Source organism: Pseudoalteromonas rubra, assembly GCF_005887095.1.
Lineage (GTDB): Bacteria > Pseudomonadota > Gammaproteobacteria > Enterobacterales > Alteromonadaceae > Pseudoalteromonas > Pseudoalteromonas rubra_E.
On record NZ_PNCI01000211.1, the window covers coordinates 1 to 287 of the forward strand.

A 287-nucleotide genomic window follows, 5' to 3' on the forward strand; every position below is an offset into this window, starting at 1 on the left:
ACGTTGCGTTTAACTAATTTAATCATACAAGTGGCTTCAATAGCACATCCGTAATAACGCTGCTCTACTTGCTCAGCCGCAAGCGCTGTAAACGTAACTACTTTGCGGTTTGGCGTTTTAAAATCCAATACATAATGCAACCAGCAGCTTGTACCTTTATTAAAGTTACCAATGACTAAATAGCCAAAGCTTGCAACACGTGCTGGCAGCCAATCTAGCCAAAATAATAATTTATGCAGCAGCGTAAAACGATTTGCAAACACCACTTTATGGTTTTCTTTAACTAA

1 protein-coding gene is annotated in these 287 nt (G+C 38.7%); it reads right to left on the minus strand.

Features of this window, described 5'->3' with window-relative positions; translation table 11 throughout:
- On the minus strand, positions 1 to 287 hold a 287-nt coding region (gene ampE / locus CWB99_RS23900; RefSeq protein ID WP_171045459.1), incomplete at both ends, for a regulatory signaling modulator protein AmpE.